This window comes from Secundilactobacillus oryzae JCM 18671 (genome assembly GCF_000740055.1).
GTDB classification, from domain to species: Bacteria; Bacillota; Bacilli; order Lactobacillales; family Lactobacillaceae; genus Secundilactobacillus; species Secundilactobacillus oryzae.
In genome coordinates this window covers 1-16,794 of record NZ_BBJM01000032.1, presented here as the reverse complement: position 1 = coordinate 16,794, position 16,794 = coordinate 1, and the positions used below count along the sequence as shown (strand labels likewise).

Annotated in this window: 16 protein-coding genes; all 16 read right to left on the bottom strand. The window is 40.1% G+C overall.

The genetic code is table 11. The features are described 5' to 3' along the window. Window positions 1-211 precede the first annotated feature (211 nt). The gene (rihA, locus tag LOSG293_RS08045; protein ID WP_191976230.1) at window positions 212-1,147 is read right to left on the bottom strand and encodes a pyrimidine-specific ribonucleoside hydrolase RihA; all 936 of its coding nucleotides are present in this window, start codon (window positions 1,145-1,147) and stop codon (window positions 212-214) included. 21 nt (window positions 1,148-1,168) lie between these two features. Next, on the bottom strand, window positions 1,169-1,555 hold the full coding sequence (locus tag LOSG293_RS10160; RefSeq protein WP_235786837.1) for a hypothetical protein: 387 nt from the start codon (window positions 1,553-1,555) through the stop codon (window positions 1,169-1,171). A gap of 21 nt (window positions 1,556-1,576) precedes the next feature. Beyond that, window positions 1,577-2,761 carry a NupC/NupG family nucleoside CNT transporter gene (locus LOSG293_RS08035; RefSeq protein ID WP_034529100.1) on the bottom strand — a complete coding sequence of 395 codons (1,185 nt, stop codon included), beginning with the start codon at window positions 2,759-2,761 and terminating at the stop codon, window positions 1,577-1,579. Window positions 2,762-2,781: 20 nt separating this feature from the next. Continuing rightward, entirely contained in the window at window positions 2,782-3,942 is a 1,161-nt protein-coding gene (locus LOSG293_RS08030; RefSeq protein WP_034529097.1) for an iron-containing alcohol dehydrogenase, read from the bottom strand. Between the two features lies 1 nt (window position 3,943). Beyond that, window positions 3,944-4,591, bottom strand: a complete 648-nt coding sequence (locus LOSG293_RS08025) for a YczE/YyaS/YitT family protein (protein ID WP_034529095.1) — start codon at window positions 4,589-4,591, stop codon at window positions 3,944-3,946. Between the two features lie 5 nt (window positions 4,592-4,596). After that, on the bottom strand, window positions 4,597-5,289 hold the full coding sequence (locus LOSG293_RS08020) for a phosphoribosylanthranilate isomerase (RefSeq protein WP_034529093.1): 693 nt from the start codon (window positions 5,287-5,289) through the stop codon (window positions 4,597-4,599). Window positions 5,290-5,309: 20 nt separating this feature from the next. Continuing rightward, window positions 5,310-6,263 carry a PfkB family carbohydrate kinase gene (locus LOSG293_RS08015; protein ID WP_034529091.1) on the bottom strand — a complete coding sequence of 318 codons (954 nt, stop codon included), beginning with the start codon at window positions 6,261-6,263 and terminating at the stop codon, window positions 5,310-5,312. Window positions 6,264-6,423: 160 nt separating this feature from the next. Then, window positions 6,424-7,530: a PfkB family carbohydrate kinase gene (locus LOSG293_RS08010; protein ID WP_235786836.1), complete on the bottom strand. Its 1,107-nt coding sequence runs from the start codon at window positions 7,528-7,530 to the stop codon at window positions 6,424-6,426. Between the two features lie 163 nt (window positions 7,531-7,693). Next, on the bottom strand, window positions 7,694-8,539 hold the full coding sequence (locus LOSG293_RS10275; protein ID WP_252904012.1) for a CocE/NonD family hydrolase: 846 nt from the start codon (window positions 8,537-8,539) through the stop codon (window positions 7,694-7,696). Window positions 8,540-8,543: 4 nt separating this feature from the next. Beyond that, window positions 8,544-9,725, bottom strand: coding sequence for a CocE/NonD family hydrolase (locus LOSG293_RS10270; protein WP_268870194.1), 1,182 nt, complete (start codon window positions 9,723-9,725; stop codon window positions 8,544-8,546). Window positions 9,726-9,801: 76 nt separating this feature from the next. Further along, complete coding sequence (locus tag LOSG293_RS10155) at window positions 9,802-9,957, bottom strand: hypothetical protein (protein ID WP_235786835.1); 156 nt, start codon at window positions 9,955-9,957, stop codon at window positions 9,802-9,804. Between the two features lie 33 nt (window positions 9,958-9,990). Next, entirely contained in the window at window positions 9,991-11,415 is a 1,425-nt protein-coding gene (locus LOSG293_RS08000; protein WP_235786834.1) for a peptide ABC transporter substrate-binding protein, read from the bottom strand. 12 nt (window positions 11,416-11,427) lie between these two features. Next, a complete protein-coding gene (locus tag LOSG293_RS07995) occupies window positions 11,428-12,495 on the bottom strand; it encodes a mandelate racemase/muconate lactonizing enzyme family protein (protein WP_034529089.1) in 1,068 nt (355 codons plus the stop codon). 161 nt (window positions 12,496-12,656) lie between these two features. Next, window positions 12,657-14,555, bottom strand: coding sequence for a flavocytochrome c (locus LOSG293_RS07990; RefSeq protein WP_034529087.1), 1,899 nt, complete (start codon window positions 14,553-14,555; stop codon window positions 12,657-12,659). 108 nt (window positions 14,556-14,663) lie between these two features. Beyond that, entirely contained in the window at window positions 14,664-15,752 is a 1,089-nt protein-coding gene (locus LOSG293_RS07985; RefSeq protein WP_034529085.1) for an AAA family ATPase, read from the bottom strand. Then, a complete protein-coding gene (locus LOSG293_RS07980; RefSeq protein ID WP_439950832.1) occupies window positions 15,737-16,687 on the bottom strand; it encodes an ATP-dependent nuclease in 951 nt (316 codons plus the stop codon). The genes LOSG293_RS07985 and LOSG293_RS07980 overlap by 16 nt, the downstream gene beginning before the upstream one ends. Between the last annotated feature and the right edge of the window lie 107 nt (window positions 16,688-16,794).

The window sequence follows — 16,794 nt, the reverse complement described above, 5'->3', positions numbered from 1 at the left end:
TTATCTCAGTGAAGAGAAATGACCTTACCGCAGCGGAATACCGTTTTGGCAAAGCCAACTAATTTTTATTATTTAATGTGTAAACTTGACAGGGCACAATACCTACTAATCTTTTAAAAATTAACGACATTGAAAAGACCTATTCTATCGCCCTCAATTTGGAGGAGGCAGAATAGGCCTTTTTTCAATTCATCAATGAACGTTTCTAGTATTATCCAAACGTCTTCAGCGATTCACGAATTAATTGAATAAACTTATCACGGTCAATCCCCAAAAGCACTTCCGTATTCTTAGGCTTACCAGTCAATTCATAATAATCGCAAACTGTTTCGCCCTTAGTCAATTCACCTTGGGTTTCGACATCAACATTCATAGTTTCACTTTCAAACATCTCCGGATCAATTAACCAGGCAATGGTACAAGGGTCATGCAATGGTGCACCCTTGAATCCCCACTTTGGAGCTTCATGATAGATTTCAAAGAAGTTAAGTAATCCATAGAATGCGTGTGCTACGGGATTCTTAATATCATCAATAGCCGCAATCTCCGGTTTCAAAATCTGTGCTTGATGCGTAACGTTTAATGGTGCCATCGTTAATGGAATTCCTGAATTTAAGACAATTTTTGCCGCTTCCGGATCCACGAAAATATTAAATTCAACGGATGGTGTCCAATTTCCAAGTCCCATCGCACCACCCATAAATACAATTCGCTCAATTCGCTCCGCTAACTCAGGATATACCCGAAGAAATAACGCAGCATTGGTCATTGGACCGGTCACAACAAGTGTCATTTTTTCATCAGATTCTTTAATGGTTTTTGCCATTAATTCGATTGCTGTCATATCTTGAACTTTAAAATCAGGCTCTGGAAGTTCTGCACCATCCAAACCAGATTTACCGTGTACGTTTCCTGCCGTAGCAAGTGGCTTTACTAGCGGCGTTTTATTCCCACCAGCTACTGGGATATCCTGACGTTTCATCAACGTTAGTAATCTCATTGCATTATTCAATGTCTTTTCAGGAGTTTGATTCCCTGCAGATGAAGTAACTGCAGCAAGCTCAATCTTTGGTGAGGCAATTGCCATCATCATTGCAAGTGCATCATCATGTCCTGGATCACAGTCTAAAATAATTTTTGTCATGATTTGATTTCCTTCTTAATTAATTTAATCAGTCAAAGCTAGTTGCCGTTGATGAAACTGCTTGGCAAGAATTGAATCATAGATATTAATTACAATACCACTTAGACTCAATATGATGACTAGTGGCACAATGCCGCCAGATAACTTTGTTGTCGCGAGTGCGATATTGCTGATGAATCCCATTCCATAAACGGAATTAATAAAGTTCATGAATGGTACTGCAAATCGTTTTCCTGCAAGTAATCTGACTAATCCCCAACCATACAAAACCGCTACAAAGACTCCTGAGCGAATCATCACATCCGTATTCGCCTGCTGAGCCTGAAACATAAAGACCAAGGAATTACTTACAACAAACAATACAATAGCAGCAACAGTAATCAAGACTAATTTTCGTTTATTTGATTGCATCAGAATTCTCCTCACTTTTATTTAAAAGTAAACACCAACAATCGTTCCTGTTAATACGGAAGCAAGTGTTGCACCAACCAATAATTTCATTGAAAACTTAGCAACAAATGCGCCTTGTTCAGCGCTAATGGATTTGATAGAGCCAGTAATAATCCCAATCGTTCCAAAGTTAGCAAACGAAACTAAGTAAGCTGATAAAATCGCATTAGATTTAGTCGTCAATTCACTCGCAACGCCTTGTAAGGTCCCCATAGCAGCAAATTCATTAGTGATTAACTTCATCGCCATGATGCCACCAACTTTAACAATATCTTGTGCTGGCACACCCATTAAGAAGGCAATTGGTGCAAATACGTAACCAATAAGGTCAGTAAAACTAATATTAACAACTGCTAAGAACGTATTATTTAAGAAAGTAACCAATGCGATAAAACCGATTAACATTGCTCCAACTGTAATTGCTAGTTGAAAACCATCCACAATGTAAGTTCCTAGAACTTGGAAGAAAGGTTCGTCATTCCCTTTAGTCACTTTAACTAGCTCATCATCTTTTTCAGGTTCATATGGATTAACGATACAAGAAATAATTAATGCTGAAAGGATGTTTAGGAACACTGCCACAACAACATATTTACCAGGTACCATCTTCATATAAGATGCTAGCATAGCGGCTGAAACGGCACTCATTGCTGATGCACAAATGGTGTACAAACGTTGTTCAGTTAACTTAGGGATTTGATCTTTAACTGTAAGGAATACTTCTGGTTGCCCCAAAATAGCGGTCGAAACTGCGAAGTAACTTTCCAGTTCACCCATCCCGGACACTTTATTCAATGCCCAACCGGTCCATTTAATAATAAATGGCAAAACCTTGATGTAATTCAAAATTCCAACGAGTGCTGAAATGAACACAATTGGCATTAAAACGTTTAGGAAGAACACTGAACCTCCTGGCTTAATCATCAAACCGCCAAAGACGAAATTTACTCCTCCGGCTGCCTGAATCATCAACCAATTAAAGAATGATGAAATCCCTTTAAGTGCATTGATTCCGCCAGAAGTATGCAGACAAACAAACGAAATAATAATTTGCAATCCGAATAGTTTGGCAATTGACACAAATCGAATATGCTTACGATCACTACTAATTAACCAACCAATGACAAACACCAAGGTAAGCCCCGTCAATAAAAATACAAAATTCATGATTTATCATCCCCATCTTTCTATCGTTGTCCAAACTGTTGTAGAAAATCAATCACCTTTTCTTCAGTTAAATTTACTGGGGTGTTTCCAGCAAATCTTTCGTGCAACACCTCCTTAGCGTTTGACACAATATCCATTTGCTCAATCTGGTAATCCGAAAATGGATGAAGTCCAAGTACGTTATCGCGAAAATCCTTATAGGTATTAATCGCTAGCTCAACGGTTTCAGCTGTTGAGGCGTCCTCAGGATAAGTAGCTCCAAGAATCTGACCAATTTCACGGACTTTTTTGGTTTCTTCGCTCCCGACTAACTTCAACATTCCTGGTAACGCATAGGCTACTGCCTCACCATGAACAATGTGATATTGTGACCCCAAGATGTGCGCTGCAGAATGACCGATGTTAGTACCAGCATTATTAAGCATCCACCCAGCTAACGTAGCAGCCACCATCACGCGTTCGCGAGCTTCTCGATCCTGTCCATTTTTCACAGCTCGCGGTAAGTAATTAGAGAGCAGAAACATCACCTTTTCACAAATAGCATCTGTTACTGGTGATGATAATCGAGATAGGTAACCTTCTGCTGCGTGAGAAAAAGCATCTAAGCCCGTTGCAATGGTCATATTTTGAGGCAGGGATAAGACTAAATCTGGATTCAAAACGGCATACTCACTAACTGCATTATCAGCAAGAATGGCCAGCTTTTGTTGGCTTTCTTTATCCGTCACTACTAATGCATTGGATAATTCGCTCCCTGTTCCAGAGGTAGTTGGTACCGAAATCAATCCCGGCGTTTCCTTGATTTCTTTTTCTGGTGATACATAATCCAGAATCGTGCCACCATTAACCCGGACAATGTTAATCCCTCGAGCAACATCAATAGAACTCCCGCCACCAATGGCAATTAAGCTATCTGCTTTATGGTTTTGAAAGGCCGTTACACCTTCATCGATTATCTCTGTTGGTGGATCTGAAACCACTTTGTCAAAGACGGAAAGGGTAATTCCGTTCGTACTAAGTTTGTCCTGCACTGCTCTTACTAGCGGTACTTTGGTCATAAAATTATCCATCACGAAAAGTGGGCGTTTATACCCCTCAGTTTTGACAATGTCTAAAATTGTTTGTTCTAAATGATCAGTGCTAACTACTTTTACTTTTTGTAGTAATTTAAAATTGACCACGCTAACTCTCCCTTTCAAATAAAATGTGCTTTTGAATCCATGTTCCAAGTGCTTGGATAGTTGGGCCAGTCGTTAAAGCGGTTACAATTGTGATTAAGCCAAACTTACCACCTAATAAAAATCCACTAGTCATGAGTACAACATCGAATGTAATTTTGCTTCGTCTAATACTCCAACCTGTTTTATCTCGAATGGTCAGCATAAACCCATTAAACGGATCTACACCAATATCAGCTGCAACAAAGAGACTAATCCCGATGTAATAAAGCGTGATACCTGTTAAACCACCAAGTAATCTCACTCCTATAGCATTGCTCTGAAAAAGTACCGGGTACAAATGAGAGCCAATAGTGATGAATAACCCATACGGAATTAAATACATAAAAGTACCTATATTAACGTAATGGCGTCCTATCAATAACAGAACCACTATGAGCGCAATGTTAATAAAATTCGAAACAAATCCCAACTGAACAATTGGAATATGAAAAAACGATCTAAGTCCGTCGTAAATGATTCCAACTGGATCATTACCGAGGCCAGTATTGTTATTGAAGGCGACGCCAATACAAACCAGAAAAATCCCTATCATTGCTACAGAAATTTTCTTCAAACTTAATCGATTTTTCGTCATTTCACTACTTTCCATGAAGCCTACAAACCAATTTCTTTTGCTGCTTGGTCAGCTCGCTCACAGAATAGACGTACCTTTTCGATATCCTTTTCCATGTGACCGCCTTCGTATTTGATACTTGTCTTAGTTAAGGAATCCACACCATATGGCTTTATTTTTTTAATTGCATCTGCTACATTATCTGGTCCCAAGCCACCAGCTTCGATCACTTTTGCATTAACCGATTCCACAATTTTGGCGTCAATATCCCAATCATGAGTCATACCACTTGCGCCAATTCCTGTATCTGGTGCCAACCCTGAATCTAGCAGAATATAATCTACAAAAGGATCCACCGCCTTCGCACGTTCAATGGCTGATTCATCATCCACTAGTACGGCCTGCATTAATTCAGTATCTGGTGCAACTTCTTTTAATCGTTGTCTGAATTCGGGAGTGGCTGTATAACCATCTCCAGCGATGTGGAGGATATTTGCTTGAACCTCTTCTGCCAGTTGTAGCATTTCTTCAGGATCGTTCGTCAGCATAATGGCAACTGAATTGACCCCACGCTTCTTACATTCATCAAAAATCTTATGAACACGGTCAAGTGGTACTCGATGTGCGGGAACACCACCATTTTGCATAGGAACCAATCCAATATTATCTGCACCTGCTTCCATCGTTTTAACACTTTCATCAAATTGAATTAGAGAATATAGTTGCTTAATCATTGTTTTTAACTCCTTTTTTATTAAATTAGTAAACTCATACCATCAAGTTTTTTCATAATTTGATCAACAGTAATATCTGGAACTGATTTAGAACTTTCCAGCGCAATACTTGAAGCTGCTTGGGCAATACGACCAACTTCACCTAAATGTCTTGCGGGATTATCAAAGTAACTCCAAATAATAGCCGCCATACCACAATCTCCTGCACCATTGGCATTCGCCATAATGGTCCGATACGGATGAATAATAACGAATTTATTTTGATGTGCGCAGAGAATGCCATCTTTACCCAGTGAAATAAAAATCTTCTGAATCCCCTTATCCAACAATATTTGCGCTGCTTCTTTAGCAGTTTCTTCGTCCACAATCTCCACACCTGAAAGTAAAGATGCTTCCAATTTGTTGGGTTTCAGAACTTCTACCTTATCTAATATTCCAGAAAAGTGTTCGGCTTTAGCACAAGAAACGGTATCACCAAAAATTGGTGCCGTAACATGTGTTCCAATCCAATCAATGGTTGCCTTTTCCAGATTAGCATCTACCAAGCAAATCTTAGCGCCATTGATGAAGTCCAATCTTTGTGCTAGAAATTCCGGTGAAATATTTTTACAGATGCCCATATCGTTGACACCCACTAACATATCACCCGTATCATCGGTGATATACATATAAGTAGATGAGCGTTCGCCCTTTAGTTCAGATGCATAGTCCAAGTGGATATTGTTTCGTTCACATGAAGATTGTAAGAGCTGCCCATTATAATCGTCGCCATACACAGTGATTAAATACGTAGGCACATCGAGGTGAGCTAGATTTTGAGCAATGTTTTGTCCAACACCGCCCACGGTCATGCCAACAACACCGGGATTAGAATCGCGATTAATAACTTCATTGGTTGGCATTCCATAGATATCCATGTTCATCCCACCAATTACAACAACGTAGTCATCTGCCGATTCATTTTTAGTAATCATGGTTGTTCCTCCTGCTTGAAAGAATTAATTAACTTTTGTTTGTTTGAATAAGCATTTGTTAATGACTATAATTTATCTCATTATGTAAGCGCTGTCAATATCTTCTGTGAACTTTTTAACTTATGTACTAAAAAAACATCGAACGCTTCCGTTCGATGTTTTAAAATAGCGATTCAATTTTTTTCTGAATTAAATCAGTACTCATAGCTTCGTTCACTGAATCTGGGCTTTCAGAAGTAATATACGCTGCTGCGGCCGCTAGTTGTGCTGTCTGCTTAAAATCTAGTCCGTTTACTGCTGCTAGGACTAACGCAGCGATTGCGGCACCACCTGCGCCATTGGTATTTTTTTGGTGAATGTCTGGCTGTGGTAAAAAAATGTGCTGCTGCCGATTGGCATAAACCGTTCCGATATTATCAACATAGAGAAAGACATTCTCAACACCCGTATCGACTAATTCTTGAGCACACCTAAGGGCACTTTCCTTATCTCCCGGAACAGTTTCTACCAATACCGGTGCCTCAATACCGTTAATCACTAATGTATTTAAGCTGGACAAGCTGGATTGCAGCCTTCCAACTTTTGCGAGCGAAACTGCCTTTGCTAAGACGGGACCGTCAAAATGCGTAACCACCCATTGAATAGTGTCCTCTGGTAGATTTGTGTCCACAATAACAGCTCGAGAATGTCGGATGACTTCACTACGAGCTTCCAATAACTCTGGCGTTAAGCGGTCATTGATTTCCATATCATCCAAACCAATAAACCGTTCACCATCAGGTTGATTGAGATAAATATAACTAGAGGTTTTTTCATTCATTAACTGTTTCGAGTAGGTGATATCCATATCATGGTTAGTCGCATCAACCTTAAATTGTTCACCATCGGCATCATCCCCATAAACCGAAATAAAATAATTAAAAATACCCAGTTTTCTCAAGTTTAAAGAGATGTTTCGTCCTAATCCACCAATTGAGTGATAAATATGACCAGAATTAGACGTCTTTGCCGTGAAGGGCTCGACCCCAACGCCGTAAGTATCCATATTGACTCCACCAATAACAGTAACATGATTCTGTGGCGGGAAGATGTACCCTTTTCCTCTCAGATATCCCTTTTTCATTAAATTAGAAATATGAACAGCTACACCAGATCGTGAAATACCGGCTAAATCAGCTAAATCATTTTGGCTAATCATAGGATCTTGTTGAATCCATTCGAGAATTTGTCGTTCCCGAGTTGTTATTTCATTATTATTCTCGTCCAAAGCGATCCCACCCATACGTTTTCTACTTGTTCAGAATTAGATATTGTTGTTATCGTATCATAATACTAAAAAATGTAAAAACGACTAATGCTCATCCCTCAAAACCTAATTTCGAAAAGTAATCGTCGTATGGTACAACCAACAAAAATTAGTGGCATTTTTCCTAATCTTCAGTAAATTGTAACTTTGAAGGGTACTGTCCACCAGTATAGATTTTCTGATGAGCGACGACTGTTTCAGTTCCGTCAGCTCCCTCAATCGTATTACTGTTGGGGAATACTAAATTTTCAGCGCTACTCGTTATATCTAATCTTAAACGATGCCCCTCCGGCAACTGAATCGATGTTTTCTGACTCTCAATTTCAAACCGATAGACCTCTCCACTTGCCAGAGGTTGTGGATAACGGATATCATCTCTGAACATCGCGTTAACAACATTATCCGCAATATTAATGGATTCTCCCTCAGGCGTAACATCTGTTAAACGAATCACCCAATCAGTGTTGACGGCACTGCTACTTGCATAGAACTGTATTTTAAACCATCCAGTAATAGTGAGCGGTTCCTGCAACATGCTCGAAGTGAAAGAAACCACATCTTCTCGCGTTTCAACATCATGGTAATCATTTGGAAACTCCAATTCATTCGCCGATACATCAATTAAATGGGACGCTGGATTGTCAGGATCATAGTCAAAGTCCAAGAAGCTGATACGTTCAGGATTTTTAACTGTAAAACCTTTTGTTTTAGCATCCAAGTACCACTTAGTCTCAACTGACTTAGGTGGAAATGACTCAGCATGACGCCACTCATCGGTATTCAACGTATAATAGTCGACTACTGATTCGTTTTCAATTCCATTATCGATACCATTTAAGAAGTGATCAAACCAACGAAAATGCTGAAGATCGATGTCAAAGCGTAACGCATTTTCACCTAGATGAACTGGTCCTAAGTCATACTGTGCATTACCACTGTGTAGCCACGGTCCGAGGATGATTTTGCGCATTCCCTTAGGGTAATGCCTCCGTCGTTCCAACACCATTATCATCATACCAACCACTTTGAATTAGCGCTGGAACGTAAATTTGGTCACCACGAGTTTTCCAATCCATATTTTCAAAGAAATCATCATAGGCGTAGTGCTTCATAAATTCACTAAAGCCTGTGATTTCGTGTCCTAGTCCTTCAACCAGAATTTGAGATAACGGCCTTATCTGCATCAATTTTTCCCAATCATCACGAATCAGTTTTTCAGGATGAAACTTCCGTTCACTGGTCGCAAAGAACCATGCCAAACTACCAGATAACGGAGCTCCCGTCTTATAGGTCGTATCCGTAAATGGTCCGCCTGCAGTCACCATGCTGACTAGTGCTTTTAGATAGGGAGTCCCCGACGAAGCAGCTGCCCACTGGACGTAGCCACCGTATGATCCCCCTATCATTCCAATTCGTTCATTCGACCATTCCTGATTAGCAATCCATTCAATCGTATCCTGCCCGTCTTCACGCTCATAATACATGGGTAGCCAATCACCCTCAGAGTCGTTACGACCGCGAGTGTCTTGGACAACTAGCACATATCCTCGTTCGACAAATCGAAATTCATCATGGAAAAACAATTCTCTACCATATGGTGTTCTAACTAATACCGTACTCAATGGTGTGTCCACATTATCGGGTAGAAAAATCTCGGTTGCCAATTTGACACCGTCGCGCATTTCCACCATTGCGGTATACCGACGTTTTAGGCGATGAGCTTTAGAGAGCAACATTCCTGCATCTTCCCACTGCTTCAATATCGTTAGATGCTCAAAACCTGGTCTAACCAAAATCGTTGTTAAATTTCGGACTGAAATCTGAAAACCAACCAAAGTTTGCTGATTAATAATCAAATTGACCGCTGGCTTTGCTTGTCGCTGAATCCATAAATGTTCGTTACTCGTCGGTTCATATTGTGCACCCCAACTAGTCGTAAACCGGGTTGTTTGCTTAAAGTTGCCTGTTTCAAACTCTGGTTGCCACTCATTAAACAATTGTTGTGGATTAACCTTCATATCAGCAGTTAATTGCTGATTAGCGGGCTTGTCCAATAATTGAGAATCTTGGTCATTTTTTGTATATGTGATTTCGCTATCAGCCACATAGAAACTTGCTTGTTTAATACCACTTTGATAAAAATCAAATTGTTTCATTGCAATTCCTCTTTCCTATCCTGAAAATTAAAGCCCAACCCTGAGTGGATTGAGCTTTAGTTTAGTTATTCAACCTTTACTTCCAGTAAGCAGTCGCATAAGTGAACGGCCCACCAACCATGTGATGTTGAATTCCCTTTAGTTCAGTATTTTGCATAACCGAATACACTTGTTGGTTCAGCGGAACTAAGGCGGATTGTTCCTTAACCAAGTAACTCTCGGCTTTGTGCAAGTCTTCAAATCGTTTGGCCGCATTATTAACGTTCTAGCCATTTGCTGCATTCATGTAGGCATCGTACGTTTTGTTATCAAACCCAACAGGATGTCCACTTGTAAAGTTGGCAAGGTAAGTATTAGGATCTTGATAATCTGGTCCCCATTGTGCCAGGACCATTTGGAATTTGCCTCCAGCCACAAGCGCCAACTCTTGCTGCTGAGGCAACGAACGTAGGCTAACTTTAACGCCTGGTAGATTCTTTTCCAGTTGAGACTGGATGTATTCACCAGTCGTCTTCTGCCAATCTTCATCATCAATTAATAGTTGAATTGTGATATTCTTCTTACCTAATTCTTTTTGAGCTGCTTTCCAGAATTTGCTTACCTTAGCTTTATCAGGCTGACTTAAATCGCCACCCTCACTTCGGAAATCTTTGCCAGTAGCCGAATTTTTGACGAATTTTGGTGGGATGAATCCAGTCAGCGTCGATGAACCATCAGCCAATATTTGGTTAGCCAGTTGCTTGGTGTTGATGGCATTAGATACCGCTTTTCTGAAGTTCTTGTTTTGATACGTCTCGTTCTTCAAATTGAACTTGAGGTAAGTCACCATAGAGTTGGGAATCGTTTTAAATGACGATTTATCCTTATTATTCTTAACTAAGTTACCACTCAAGAATATCATATCCAACTTCTTGGCTGTAAACTCGTTTAGGCCAGTAGAAGTGCTCTTAATAACTTTGAAATTCAACGTCTTTAGCTTAGTCTTAGTGCTACCAACATACTTCTTGTTCTTGGTTAATGTAACTGAGGTTGCCCCTTGCGAGTACGTCTTCAATTTGAATGGACCATTGTAAATCATTGTGCTTGGCGAAGTAGCATACTTTTTACCCTGCTTCGTCACAAACTTTCGATTTTGTGGGAAGTACGGGTTAAACGTCAGTAATGAAGTAAAGTATGGTGTTGGCTTTTCGAGCGTCACTTGAAGTTGATATTTGCTTGTTGCTTTAACCCCAAGCTTATCCGCATCCATCTTCCCCGTTGCAATTTTTTCACCATTCTTCAAAACTGTTTGAAGAATGTAAGCATAATTACTCTTGGTTGCTGGTTCTGCACCACGCTTCCATGCATATACAAAATCGTCTGCCGTGACAGAAGCTCCGTTTGACCATTTTGCGTTGTGTCGAAGATTAATCGTATAGACGGTATTGTTTTTTGATTTTTTAGGCATTCCCTTTGCAACATCAGGAACAACCTCATCCTTCGCATTCATCTTGTATAAACCACTAATCATCGTTGCCTGAACATCAAAACTATTTGGATCCTGAGCTTTAAGCGAATCAAGAGATGCTACTTCCGTGTTCAGTCCAAGTGTGACACTAGATTTATTGTTTGATTCTGCTGAATTTCCACACGCCACAAGGAATAGACTCACCATTGCGGCTCCCAGCATGACTTTTGTTCGTTTATGCATTTTGATTTCCCCCTAAAATTCTAAATTAATTCCTAAACCTGGTGCTTCAGTGAGCGTTAAGACATCACCATTTTGTTCGAAGCCACCACTTAACCAGTCCGGTTCCTTAAACATCATGAAACTATCTAAGTCACAATAGTGAACATTTTTGTGAGCTGCTGCAAAATGAACCGCAGCCGCAATTCCTAATCTTGTTTCAGCCATACAGCCAATCATGCAAGCCACACCAGCAGCTTCGGCTACTCGATTAATTTGTTCAGCCCCAAAGATTCCCTTCGACTTCATTAATTTAATATTCACAACATCAGCTGCCCTATTTTGTAGTACAGAGAAGGCATCATGAGCATCGTGAACTGATTCATCTAAAATTAAATCTTGAGAAATGTTCTGTCTAATGAGGGCATTATCACTGGTATTCGTGTATGGTAGTGGCTGCTCTAGCATTTCTAACTTTGTATTATTAAATCGATTCATAAATCTTACGGCTTGCTTCGACGTCCAGCCTTGATTGGCATCCAACTTCACAACTGTGTCATCGTCAACAGCTTCTAAAATTGCCGCAATGGCCTTTTCATCATGAGTATTGTCCAAACCTGCCTTAATTTTTAATTCACTAAATCCTTGAGCAACATACTTTTGCGCATCACTAACCATCTTGTCCACTGGATTGATGGAAATTGTAATATCGGTGGTCACTTGATTACTTGCTCCTCCAAGTAACTTGTAAAGTGGCAAGTTAGCTTGTTTTCCCAGAAGGTCATATAACGCCAAATCAATACCAGCTTTTAACGCGGTGTGACCGACAATTTGATCATCCATAATATTATGTATTTTTTCAATTTGAAGTGGATCTTGTCCATACAAGGCAGGGCTCAGGAATTCAAGCGCTTTTTGCTCTGTTGACAATGTTTCCCCCGTTACCGGTTCAAAGGGGCAACTTTCCCCAAATCCTACCAAATCCGTATCCGTTTCAATTTTAATAAATAGTGTCTTAACCTCTTTGATATCGCCAAACGTCACCTTTAACGGTTCAGTTAGCATAATCGTTGCCTCTTTGGCAAGAATATCGGTAATTTTCAAGCCTTAACCCCCATACAATTAAAATTAGATTAGTTTTTAATCTGTTTTTAATTATATGGGGGGAATTTATCAGTCAACATCAGTTGAATATAAAAGCACATTTAACACAAAAAGGCAGCCCTTCACACCCGAAGAGTTGCCTTTCTCATATCCTATTCACTTTAATGCATCGACGCACCCGACGCCGTATCCACGATTTCACTTGCTGCAGTTTTAGCTGCAATTGGTCCAAAGGTAAAAATATCAGCCAGCGAGTTACCGCCTAATCGGTTACCAGCGTGCAAGCCACCAGCGACTTCTCCGGCTGCGTACAAGCCAGGGATCCGTTCCCCGTCTGCATTCAGCACATGGGCATCGGCATCAATGGTTAAGCCACCCATGGTGTGGTGAATCGCCGGTTTCCGTGGTGTCGCGTAGAACGGTGCCTGTTCCACTTTAAGGTCGAACACGTTCTTACCAAACTCTGGATCGTTATCCGCGTCCACGTAAGAATTGTACTTCTTAATCGTATCTTCCAACACAACTGGGTCCACATCAATTTGCTTGGCCAAATCGGCTAGGGTATCCGCCTTGAACAAACGACCATCCTTAACTTGTTGTTCAAGCTGAGCCTCACTCGTGTTATAAGCCGTTTTCTTGATTTCATTGTCGGCAATCAGGTAGAACAGCCCCCCGTTTTCAAATGCCGCTTTGGCGAGTACATCACGTTCAGCAAATTCGTTTACGAAACGCTTACCTTCCTGATTGACCATCACAAAATTAGCTGGTGGCGTTTGAATACCACTAAACAGCTCACCGGTTTCTGGGTCAGAGACCGGCATCATTTGGACAAAGCCCATGCCCGTCACATCGGCGTGAACACTTTGTCCCAGCGCAATTCCATCACCGGTAATCGCTGGTGAATTAGTCGTTGGGATATCATCGTCAATACTTGGCCAATATGTGTTATATTCCTGCACCATCTTAGTATTGGCGCCGAAGCCCCCCGTTGCCAAAATGACAGCGTCTGCGCGCACCGTGATGCGTTGTTCATTTGCCCGCTCCGCAATCACACGACTCACCTTACCATTTACGTTCATCAAGCGAATAACCGGTGCTTCTTTTAAAATAATGCCACCGTGATCTTCAACGTACTTACCTAACGCCTTAATGTAAGCAAAGCCCGCCTGTTCCAGTGGTTTATGTCCCCGACGCCATAGTGCGCCAACCGGCATGGCAACTTCTGTTTCATCAAACTTCACGCCAATTTCTTTCAACCATTTAACGGAATTAAGCACATTATCAGTTAACTTTTTAACCAATGGGTACTTGCCGTAAATGCGGTTCCCCTGCAAATCGGTTCGGGTACCGCCTAGATAAGTTTGAATGCGGTGCAGTTCCACCGAGTCAAACAGGTAATCCTTTTTACTGTCCAGATATTCCCTAATTTGACCCTTTAGGGTTTCAAAGTCAGCTTTATACTCATCGTCCACTTGGTCCAAATCGTATTCCGTAAGCTCCTCAAGCGTCTTATCTTCGCCTGGCAAAGCCTTAAATTGATTTTGCCATTCTGGATCAGCGGCGTTCATTGGACCACCAGCGCGTACTGTATTACCACCTAGCGCCATCGTTTTTTCGAGTAAAACGACTTTCTTGCCTTGGTCGAGTGCGGTTGCAGCTGCGGCTAAACCGGCACCTCCACCACCGATAACGACAATATCCGTGGTGTAATCAAGATCCTCTACCTCTGCATCCGGATCAACGTAGTGTGGGCGATCCTTGATGATTTCAGGATCCACGCCAGCTTGTTTAATCGCTTCAGCGACCCCACTCAAAATCCCATGACTGGTGTCAGAAGCGCCGGTTACGACGTCAACGTTCAGCGTTTGGCCATCGACAATTTGCTGTGGCATGGTCGTGTAGGCGTTGCTACCGATGCCGTCCGTTTCCGTTTTACCGTCCACCTTCACAGATTCGATGCGGTCCTCACTAAACGTCACCTCGATTGGAAATGTCCCGTTGTGGCCCGGTGCATCAACGTGATAGGTGCCGGGTTTGAATTTTGGATTATTGGTTGTCATGAGAAAAACCCCTTTTAGTGTCAGATTATCAAGTTCTAAACAAGATAATTGTAACACTGAAAGGGGCGGGGGTGGAATCGGTTACATACCAATCATAACTTTTAACAATTAATGGGGATTGATCCTTAATTTAGCCTGTTTCCAAACTGAAAACGGAACTATATATAGGTCACTTAAGGTTCTAGTCATAGCAACATATAATTTATTTCGTGTTGATCCTCTTAATTTAACAGAATCATTCTTAAGATAATCTTCCGCTTTCTGCGATAAAATTACTACTACATCACTGAACTCATCACCTTTGGTATACTGCCACGTGTTGTATATCTGGTTACCAAACAATTCATCTGGACGTCTATATCCGAGAACATGATGCTGCTTTTCCATCAAAGAGTATAAAGAATCAAGTTCCTTTATGATATGTACATCTCCATCATGATCTTTATTTGATTCAATAGCTACGTGAAGATGACTTGTCACAAAATTTGCCACCGATTCTGAAATTCTTCGAGATCGTTTAAGTGAATTGGTATCAACCAAAACTCTTCTCCCCATTTTCTTTGCAATGAAATCTCTCAAGGCTTCCTCACTCTTAATGTCTGATAAAGGAGAATTTTTCTCTTTAAAATTCGATTTTGTAACGTCTGTTTGGAAAATATCCCCAACTATTATGACTTCAACTTGATTCTGTTTCATAAGTTTACAGACAAGTTTAAAGTCTTCACCCAATAAATCTTGAAATTCATCAATAACCAATACATCCACAAATCTGCTCAATCTTTTAAACGCCTTTTTAAGATATTTACTATTCTGCCTATTAATTAACTTTGAGAGGCGATTCAAATAAGCTAAACCTGAACTGTTCAAATAGTGCCTTGCTTCTTGTATCGTGTAGTATGCAGCCTTACGCGAATCGTTAGTAGCTTCCTCAGTTGTAAAGTTTCCCTTAAAATCTACCAATCTTGGCTCAATACTTGATAAAAAAGGGAAAAAAAGCCAGTTAATTACGAAGGTTGAAAAGGTAGCTGCACTAACTTGTATAGAATCATCTTTGTTATCAGCAAGATTTCGCCGAAGATTTTTAACATTTTCACGAGTGAATGACAAAAATAAATAACGCTTTTCACTTTGCAAATTATGAGTAATAGTATATGTCTTTCCTGCACCTGCAACGGCCTGAATTAATTTATTAGCCATTCTAAACCTTCCTTAATGTACTGCGGAGTCATTATCTGTGATTTTTCTATTAGATCATCATACTTTAAAGCATAATCAACCTTATTATTTAACATATGCACTAATTTTTTATCCAGATTTTTATGCTTTTTCCACTCTGTCTTACTAGATTTTTGGAATATTTCACTATTTTGAATAAAGTTTTTATTTTCCTCATAAAGCGCAACTTCAAAGGTGAATAGATTGGTATCTGAAGGTGTAGCAACATATATTTTTTCATCCGATTCTCTATCCTTCATTTTTTCCTCTGCACCATCGTTATCAGTAATAATTAAGGTCTTAGTTCCTAAAATTTTAACCAAAGGCCTAAATCGCTTCATGAGATCTCCATGCATTGACATAATGTGTATCCCCAGTGAATTGCTGTCACTTTTTGTAACGGCTTTAATCATACTTTCTATTGCTATATACTCAGTTGGACCTTCAACTAAAATTAATTTATTCGATAAAATAACTTGCAAAATATTTAGATTATCCATCCGTTCAAAAAATTCTGCGACTTCTGCGTCTAATTCACTAAACGGTAATTGTAAATTTTTTCCACTAAGCCAAATTAAATTTCTTAAATTCAGCCTGGTAACTAATAACGACTCATGCGTTGTTACAATTAACTGTCCCGAGTTTTGAACAAATTTTTTTATTTGATCAACTAGTAATCTTGATTGAGTAAACGACAAATGATTCTCTGGCTCCTCCAATAAGATTAGACGAGCGTCACTTTGATTTATAGCTAGTTCAGTTTTTACAAAGCTCTCTGTAGCACTTCCCATATCTCTAAGTGCAATTTTGCCCCCATCTTTTGAAAAAACATCTACTATATCTTGCACTCGTAATCGAGTCGCATCAATGCCTAACTGTGCGTTTTCCGTTTGAATGTGATTAAATTTTTCTTGGATAGTATAAATGGTAGATTGTAAAATTAATCCGAACGCTGTTCGGACAAAAAAGATCAGCTTCCTTTAAAATGGTGTTTACCACAAACCCATCTTTTAGGAGCTGATCT

Excerpts from the sequence above, each read along its gene's own strand:
- LOSG293_RS10160 (WP_235786837.1), bottom strand. The coding sequence starts at position 1,555 with ATGCAATCAAATAAACGAAAATTAGTCTTGATTACTGTTGCTGCTATT.
- LOSG293_RS08035 (WP_034529100.1), bottom strand. The coding sequence starts at position 2,761 with ATGAATTTTGTATTTTTATTGACGGGGCTTACCTTGGTGTTTGTCATT.
- LOSG293_RS08025 (WP_034529095.1), bottom strand. The coding sequence starts at position 4,591 with ATGGAAAGTAGTGAAATGACGAAAAATCGATTAAGTTTGAAGAAAATT.
- LOSG293_RS08020 (WP_034529093.1), bottom strand. The coding sequence starts at position 5,289 with ATGATTAAGCAACTATATTCTCTAATTCAATTTGATGAAAGTGTTAAA.
- LOSG293_RS08015 (WP_034529091.1), bottom strand. The coding sequence starts at position 6,263 with ATGATTACTAAAAATGAATCGGCAGATGACTACGTTGTTGTAATTGGT.
- LOSG293_RS10275 (WP_252904012.1), bottom strand. The coding sequence starts at position 8,539 with ATGCGCAAAATCATCCTCGGACCGTGGCTACACAGTGGTAATGCACAG.
- LOSG293_RS10270 (WP_268870194.1), bottom strand. The coding sequence starts at position 9,725 with ATGAAACAATTTGATTTTTATCAAAGTGGTATTAAACAAGCAAGTTTC.
- LOSG293_RS08000 (WP_235786834.1), bottom strand. The coding sequence starts at position 11,415 with ATGCATAAACGAACAAAAGTCATGCTGGGAGCCGCAATGGTGAGTCTA.
- LOSG293_RS07990 (WP_034529087.1), bottom strand. The coding sequence starts at position 14,555 with ATGACAACCAATAATCCAAAATTCAAACCCGGCACCTATCACGTTGAT.
- LOSG293_RS07985 (WP_034529085.1), bottom strand. The coding sequence starts at position 15,752 with ATGGCTAATAAATTAATTCAGGCCGTTGCAGGTGCAGGAAAGACATAT.